Genomic DNA, 7230 nt, shown 5'->3' with positions numbered 1-7230 from the left:
CCCCATGAATATCTACGCCCTCAACCCTACCTCTACCACCACGACTGCCTACGGCGGGTCGTGTGGTGGCTGTGCGGGATGATGCAAGCACAGTAAAACCAAGGCCCCGCCAGCAATGGACGGGGCCTTTTGTTTCTCCGTCCACCTGGCACTACAAGGAGAGACAAGATGCCTTCATCCAATGCCAAGCGTGCCGCCCTGCTGGTCATCGACATGCAGGTCGGGTTGTTCAATGGACCGGACAAGCCCTACAAGCGCGAACAGGTCCTGGAAAACATCAACCAACTGATCCGCCGCGCCCGCCAGGCCGGGGCGCCGATCTTCGCCGTGCGCCATACCGGCCCCGCCGAATCCCCGATTGCCGCTGGCAGCCCCTTCTGGCAACTGCTGCCGACCCTGGAAGTAGATGAAGAGCTGGACTGCGTACTGGACAAGACCCGCCCCAGTTGTTTTGTCGGCACCGGGCTGGCGGAGCGCCTGCAGGAGGCCCAGGTCAATGAACTGGTGATCGTCGGCATGAAGACCCAGTACTGCGTCGATAGCACCTGCCGCGCCGCCGGCGACCTGGGCTTTGCCGCCGTGCTGGTGGAGGACGCCCATACCTGCATGGACACGCCGCTGATCGGGGCAAGAACCATCATCGCCCACCATAACGCCACCCTGAACGGCCCCTTCGTGCGCCTGGCCACAACCGCCGACGTAACCTTCTGACCCCATCGCCGCCACACCGTCCCGGGCACGCCGAACATGGCGTGATGCCCCCGGGAACGGTGCCGGCGAGCATTGCCAAAATCCCTCGCAACCCGCACCCTTGAGCCTTCGTCCCTGCCTGTATGGAACCCTCCATGAGCGCCACCACGATCGCCGGCTGCATCCTCTACAGCCTCGACCCGCCGTCACTCGCCCGCTTCTATGCCGACCTGCTGGGCTGGCCCATCACCGAGCAACAGGCGGATTACCAGCAACTGGTGCATCAGGGCTTCGAGCTGACCCTGGTCCAGGTGCCTCCAGCGATTGCCGCGCGCATTGTCGTGCAGGAACCGCCACTGCCCCGTAGCGATGGCGCGTGCAAGCCGCTGTTCCACGTCGCCGATCTGCAACAGGCCAGGCAACGGGCCGCCAGCGCCGGGGGCCGGTTGTACGAGGCCGAGCGTGAATGGTCATTCAAGGGGGCGCAGGTCTGCGACGGCGTCGACCCGGAAGGCAACATCTTTCAATTGCGCCAGCCCCTGCCCCATTAACTGCTGAGGAACCGTCATGCGCGCCACCGTCCTGGTCCTGGTCGAGAACGTCAACGCCTACCTGCCATTGCTCGAAGCGCTGGGCTTCAATCTGATCCTGGCCCCCACGCCCGCCGAACGGGCCCAGGCCATCAAGGCCCACGCCCCACGGATCGACGCCGTGCTGACCCGCGGCCCCCTGGGGCTGACCGCGGCGGAAATCGACGCCCTGCCCCGGCTGCAGATCATCTGCGTGATCGGTGCCGGCTATGAACAGGTCGACCTGCAAGCGGCGAGCAACCGCGGGATTGCCGTGACCAATGGCGCCGGGGTCAACGCCTCGTCGGTGGCCGATCATGCCCTGGCCCTGTTGCTGTCTCTGGTCCGGGGCATTCCCCAGGCCGATGCCGCCGTGCGCCAGGGACAATGGCCAAAAGTCCTGCGCCCGTCCCTGGCCGGCATGCGCCTGGGCATCCTCGGGCTGGGCGCCGTGGGCCAGGCCATCGCCCGGCGCTGTGCCCTGGGGTTCGACATGACCGTGAGTTATCACAGCCGCCAGCCCCGGCCGGACCAGCCCTACCGTTTTTGCCCGACCCTGCTGGAGCTGGCCCGGGACTCGGACGCCCTGGTGATCGCCACCCCGGGCGGCGCCGACACCCGGCACCTGGTGGACCAGCCGGTACTGGAAGCCCTTGGCGCCGAAGGTTTCCTGGTGAACATCGCTCGGGCCAGCGTGGTGGACACCCACGCCCTGCTGCAGGTCCTGAAACAGCGGCGGATTGCCGGCGCGGCCCTGGACGTGTTCGATGACGAACCGCAAGTGCCGGACGCTTTCAAGGCGCTGGACAATGTGGTGCTGACCCCTCACGTCGCCGGCCTTTCGCCCCAGGCCAGCCGCGACACCGTGGATATGGTCGGCCAGAACCTGCTGGCCCACTTCGAGGGCCGGCCACTGCTGACCCCACTGCCCCTGCCGACACCGAACTGACCCATCCCCGAGTCAACGCCTATGCTCGTGGGGCGGACAAACTCTGTCGGCTGGTGTAGGAGCTGGCTTGCCAGCGAAAGCCTGCGCCGGTCATGACCCGCCCTTCGCCGGCCAGCCGCCTCCTACGGGGGCTTGGTCGCACCGGGTCGTAGACACACGGGGCCAAATTCAAACGCTTGTATCAAAAGCAATGATTGTCCAGCAACACGCGCACCTATAAAGGCCCGCCGCGATTGTGAGGGGCCGGTAGGCGCATTAGATTAGCCAATAATCTCTGGCCTCCAGAATAAGCAGAAGGGATAAGCATGGCGCTTACAGACCAATCCACCCGTACTCGCTCCGGCGAGGAGCTCGATGCCAACCTGATCGATCCGTACCTCAAGGCGCATATTCCCGGCCTCAGCGGCACGCCGCAGATCAGCCAGTTCCCGGGTGGAGCCTCGAACCTCACCTACTTGCTGGAATACCCCGACCAGGAATTCGTCCTGCGCCGCCCACCATTTGGCCACAAGGCCAAGTCCGCCCATGACATGGGCCGCGAGTTCCGCATTCTCAACCAGCTCAAGGACGGTTTCCCCTACTGCCCCAAGGCCTATGTGCACTGCACCGACGAGTCGGTGATCGGCGCCGAGTTCTATGTCATGGAACGGGTCAAGGGCATCATCCTGCGGTCCGACCTGCCGGCGGAACTGGGCCTGGATGCCGACAAGACCCAAGCCCTGTGCAAGAGCTTCATCGACCGTTTCGTCGAACTGCATCGGGTCGACTACAACGCCTGCGGCCTGGGCGACCTGGGCAAGCCCGAAGGCTACGTGCAGCGGCAGATCAAGGGCTGGAGCGAGCGCTACGAGAAAGCCCTGACCCCCGACGCGCCGCACTGGGAAACCGTGAAGACCTGGCTCAACGACAAGATGCCCGCCGACCACCCGACGTCGAGCATCGTCCATAACGACTACCGTTTCGACAACGTCATCCTCGACCCCGACAACCCGATGCAGATCATCGGCGTGCTGGACTGGGAACTGACCACCCTGGGCGATCCGCTGATGGACCTGGGCAACACCCTGGCCTACTGGATCGAGGCCGCCGACCCGGCGCCGGTGCAACTGATGCGTCGCCAGCCGAGCAACGCGCCGGGCATGCTGACTCGCCAGGAATTCGTCGATTACTACGCCGAACGCGCCGGCATCCAGATCGGCAATTTCGACTTCTACTACACCTACGGCCTGTTCCGCCTGGCCGGCATCGTGCAGCAGATCTACTACCGCTTCTACCACGGCCAGACCCAGGACAAACGCTTCGCGCAGTTCATTCACATGAACAAACTGCTGGAGCAGATGAGCCTGCAGGTCATCGATAAATCCAGCCTCTGACCGCGCGCCCGCGCTCGACAGCCCAGCAAGGAAAAACCATGTCCAAGACTCAGTTGTTCGACCTCGACGGCAAGATCGCCTTCGTCTCCGGCGCCAGCCGCGGCATCGGTGAAGCCATCGCCAAGCTCCTGGCCCAGCAAGGGGCCCACGTGATCGTGTCGAGCCGCAAGCTCGAAGGCTGCCAGCACGTGGCCGACGCCATCATCGCCGCCGGTGGCAAGGCCACGGCGATTGCCTGCCACATCGGTGAAATGGAACAGATCAGCCAGGTCTTCGCCGGGATTCGCGAGCAGTTCGGCCGCCTGGACATCCTGGTCAACAACGCCGCCACCAACCCGCAATTCTGCAACGTCCTGGACACTGACCTGGGGGCCTTCCAGAAGACCGTCGACGTCAATATCCGCGGCTATTTCTTCATGTCGGTGGAAGCCGGCAAGCTGATGCGCGACAACGGCGGCGGCAGCATCATCAACGTGGCCTCGATCAACGGCATTTCGCCGGGGATCTTCCAGGGCATCTACTCGGTGACCAAGGCCGCGGTGATCAACATGACCAAGGTCTTCGCCAAGGAATGCGCGCCGTTCGGCATCCGCTGCAACGCCTTGCTGCCGGGCCTGACCGACACCAAGTTCGCCTCGGCCCTGGTGAAGAACGACGCGATCCTCAAGACCGCCCTGGCGCAGATCCCCCTCAAGCGCGTGGCCGACCCGAGCGAAATGGCCGGCGCGGTGCTCTACCTGGCCAGCGACGCCTCCAGCTACACCACGGGCGTTTCGCTGAACGTGGATGGGGGTTTCCTCTCCTGAGGCCCGCTTGCGCCACCGAAAAGGCAGCCCCCGGGCTGCCTTTTTCATTTCCCGCAGGAGCTGGCTTGCCAGCGAAGAGGGCCTTGAACCCGGCGCAACCCAAGCGGCCCCTTTCGCCGGCAAGCCGGCTCCTACAGCGTCCGTCAAAAATTTAATTCCAGCAATTGCAATTAACGAATATTTATTCCATAACTAGCCGCTCCTAAAACAATAATTCTGCAGGTACGGCTATGGATGAACTTGGCATTGGCTTGATCGGTACCGGCTTCATGGGCCGGGCTCACGCCCTGGCGTTTCGTAATGTCAGCGCGGTATTCGAACTGCCGGTGCGCCTGCACCTGGCCGCCCTGGCCGATGCCGACGCCCAGCGCGCCGAACACTGCGCCGGGGTCTGGGGCTTTGCTCGCGCCCATAGCGACTGGCAACGCTTGATCGCCGATCCCCGGGTCAATCTGGTGGCCATCACCACCCCCAACCATCTGCACTTCCCCATGGCCATGGCGGCCCTGGCGGCGGGCAAGGCGGTGTACTGCGAAAAGCCCCTGGCCATCAGCGTCGACGAGGCCCGGCAGATGCACCACGCCGCCCAGGCTGCCGGGGTGGTGACCCGGGTCGGCTACAACTATCAGCACAATCCAATGATCACCCTGGCCCGAGAGCTGATCGGCAAGGGCGAACTGGGGCAACTGGTGAGTTTCCAGGGGGAGTTCAGCGAGGACTTCATGGCCGATCCGGACTCGCCCTGGTCCTGGCGTTGCGACCCGCAGCACGCCGGGGGCGCCCTGGCAGACCTGGGCAGCCACCTGCTGGCCATGGCGCGCTTTCTCATGGGGCCGGTGCAGGCGGTGTGCGCCGATGTGCAGACGGTGCATCAACAACGACCGACCCACGCCGGCAGCCAGGAACGGCGCCACATTGCCGTGGATGATCAGGCCCACGCCTTGTTGCGTTTCGCCAATGGTGCCCGGGGTACGTTGAGCAGCAGCTGGATCAAGCATGGCTACAAAAACCACCTGAGCTTCGAGATCAGCGGCACCCTGGGCACCCTCGTCTTCGACCAGGAGCGCTTGAACGAGCTGCGCCTGTACCGGGTCGGCCAGAAGGGTTTCCAGCGCTTGCTGGCCGGGCCCGAGCTGCCGGGCTATGCGGCCTTCAGCCCGGCGCCGGGGCATCAGCTGGGCTACAACGAACTCAAGACCCTGGAGGTGCAGGAACTGATCATGGCCCTGGGTGGACAGGGTCGTGATGGCACGGATTTCCAGGAAGCCTGGGAAGTGGAGCGACTGGCGGCGGCGATCCGCATTGCCGCCGAGGAACAGCGCTGGGTGGCATTGTAGGAGCCGGCTTGCCGGCGAAGGCGATCTTGCGGGCCTCTTCGCTGGCAAGCCAGCTCCTACGGCTGGACGTTGACAAGGTGGGTGGCCAGGGCCTTGGCTTGCAGGGCGACGTCGGTGACCGCGGTACTTTCCCACCACAGGCCACGCAAGGGCGGCCCCATGGCGAACAGGCGCTCGGACGCCTGGCCCCGGGCATTGTGCACGGCACCGTCTGCCGTGGCGCTGATGCCCAGGGCCAACGGCCCGGGAGTGACCAGGCCACGGGCCAGCAGTTGCTGGGGCAAGGGCCGAGCGACCCGGCGCCAGTCATATTCAATGCCGCTGGAGTTGATCAGTGCGTCCCCTTCCAGGCGTTCACTGTGCTCGGTGCCGCGATAACGCAGGCGGATCGTCAGGCGACCAGCAACCGAAGGTTCCAGTCCCTGGTAGGACCCGGCATGAATCCGCAAGCGCCCCTCGGCGTGCAGACGCGCCACCAGCTCGGCGCTCAAGGGCGGCGAGCGATGGTGATGGCTCTCCCACCACGGCCGCACATGGCGCACGAACTGGCGCCGCTGGCCATCCGAGGCCTGGCTCCACAACCGGCCGATATGCACCCGCACCGTGTCCAGCGGCGCTTGCCAGTCGATGCCCCGGGCCTGGGCCTGGCGGCACTGGCGCCGCACCTCCCGTAGCAGTTGTCGCGGGCTGCGCAGGTTGCGGTCGGCGGCGAGAAAGTCCACCCAGGCCGGCGGCTGACGTCGCACATGGGGCAGCAGACCGTGCCGGGAAAACACCTCGATCGGCCCGCGATGCCCGGCCTGCTCCAGGGACACCACGGCGTCCACCATGGTCAGCCCGGAACCGATGATCAGCACCCGCGCGCCGGGGTCCAGGCGGGCCATGGCAGCCACGTCCCAAGGGTCCAGGGCCGCGGCATTCAGACCGCTGGACCGGGTCTGCGGTGTGCGCGCCGCCGGGAACATGCCGGTGGCCAGTACCGCCACCCCGCCGCGCAACGTACGGCCGTCCGCCAGCGTCAGGCAGACACCGTCACTGTCGGTTTCCAGGTCCACCGCTTCGCCGCGCACATGGCTCAGGCTGGAGCCCTGTTCCAGGCCCAGCAACAGCGCCTCGGTCAGGCGTTGCTGCACATAGACGCCAAACAGCCCCCGAGGTGGAAACAGTTCGCTGACCGGGACCGGCTGCAGGCGCGATTCCGGCCAGCCGCCTTCGGCAATGTACCGGGTCAGCCATTGGGTCAGGTCGTCGGCATTGTCCGGATCGACGCTCATCCGTGCCGCGTTGCCGTTCAGGGTATGCCCCAGTTCGACAGCACTGTAGGCCTCACCGCGGCCCAGCTCGCTGCGGGGTTCGATCACCAGGATTCGCCGCCGCCCCGGCAGGCGCAGCAATTGCGCCGCCAGCAAGGCGCCGCTGAGGCCGCCGCCGACAATCAGGATGTCGGCATCAGGGGTAGCCGGGGTGGCCTGTGCGGTGTGGGTCTGGCTCATGGCATGCTCGCGG

7 protein-coding genes are annotated in these 7230 nt (G+C 65.5%); 6 read left to right on the top strand and 1 reads right to left on the bottom strand.

Translation table 11 applies throughout. The features are described 5' to 3' along the window. Window positions 1-168: 168 nt before the first annotated feature. The 6 genes from BLX41_RS12675 (at window position 169) to BLX41_RS12650 (ending at window position 5724) form a co-directional block, all read left to right on the top strand. The gene (locus BLX41_RS12675; RefSeq protein WP_123725152.1) at window positions 169-711 is read left to right on the top strand and encodes a cysteine hydrolase family protein; all 543 of its coding nucleotides are present in this window, start codon (window positions 169-171) and stop codon (window positions 709-711) included. 134 nt (window positions 712-845) lie between these two features. Then, the gene (locus BLX41_RS12670; protein ID WP_123725151.1) at window positions 846-1241 is read left to right on the top strand and encodes a VOC family protein; all 396 of its coding nucleotides are present in this window, start codon (window positions 846-848) and stop codon (window positions 1239-1241) included. Window positions 1242-1257: 16 nt separating this feature from the next. Continuing rightward, window positions 1258-2208: a 2-hydroxyacid dehydrogenase gene (locus tag BLX41_RS12665; RefSeq protein ID WP_123725150.1), complete on the top strand. Its 951-nt coding sequence runs from the start codon at window positions 1258-1260 to the stop codon at window positions 2206-2208. Between the two features lie 305 nt (window positions 2209-2513). Beyond that, window positions 2514-3581 carry a phosphotransferase family protein gene (locus BLX41_RS12660; protein WP_123725149.1) on the top strand — a complete coding sequence of 356 codons (1068 nt, stop codon included), beginning with the start codon at window positions 2514-2516 and terminating at the stop codon, window positions 3579-3581. A 38-nt stretch (window positions 3582-3619) separates the two neighbouring features. Continuing rightward, window positions 3620-4387 carry an SDR family oxidoreductase gene (locus BLX41_RS12655; protein ID WP_123725148.1) on the top strand — a complete coding sequence of 256 codons (768 nt, stop codon included), beginning with the start codon at window positions 3620-3622 and terminating at the stop codon, window positions 4385-4387. A 230-nt stretch (window positions 4388-4617) separates the two neighbouring features. Next, window positions 4618-5724 (top strand): Gfo/Idh/MocA family protein, encoded by a 1107-nt coding sequence (locus BLX41_RS12650; protein ID WP_123725147.1) that lies wholly within the window; start codon window positions 4618-4620, stop codon window positions 5722-5724. Between the two features lie 56 nt (window positions 5725-5780). Here the strand turns inward: BLX41_RS12650 and BLX41_RS12645 are convergent, their stop codons facing one another. After that, window positions 5781-7217, bottom strand: a complete 1437-nt coding sequence (locus BLX41_RS12645; RefSeq protein WP_123725146.1) for an FAD/NAD(P)-binding protein — start codon at window positions 7215-7217, stop codon at window positions 5781-5783. Window positions 7218-7230: the final 13 nt, after the last annotated feature.

This window comes from Pseudomonas protegens, from assembly GCF_003732485.1.
GTDB lineage: Bacteria > Pseudomonadota > Gammaproteobacteria > Pseudomonadales > Pseudomonadaceae > Aquipseudomonas > Aquipseudomonas protegens_B.
Note: the sequence above shows the minus strand (reverse complement) of the source record. Positions and strands in the feature narration are given on the sequence as shown.

Excerpts from the sequence above, each read along its gene's own strand:
- BLX41_RS12675 (WP_123725152.1), top strand. The coding sequence starts at position 169 with ATGCCTTCATCCAATGCCAAGCGTGCCGCCCTGCTGGTCATCGACATG.
- BLX41_RS12655 (WP_123725148.1), top strand. The coding sequence starts at position 3,620 with ATGTCCAAGACTCAGTTGTTCGACCTCGACGGCAAGATCGCCTTCGTC.
- BLX41_RS12670 (WP_123725151.1), top strand. The coding sequence starts at position 846 with ATGAGCGCCACCACGATCGCCGGCTGCATCCTCTACAGCCTCGACCCG.
- BLX41_RS12645 (WP_123725146.1), bottom strand. The coding sequence starts at position 7,217 with ATGAGCCAGACCCACACCGCACAGGCCACCCCGGCTACCCCTGATGCC.
- BLX41_RS12650 (WP_123725147.1), top strand. The coding sequence starts at position 4,618 with ATGGATGAACTTGGCATTGGCTTGATCGGTACCGGCTTCATGGGCCGG.
- BLX41_RS12660 (WP_123725149.1), top strand. The coding sequence starts at position 2,514 with ATGGCGCTTACAGACCAATCCACCCGTACTCGCTCCGGCGAGGAGCTC.
- BLX41_RS12665 (WP_123725150.1), top strand. The coding sequence starts at position 1,258 with ATGCGCGCCACCGTCCTGGTCCTGGTCGAGAACGTCAACGCCTACCTG.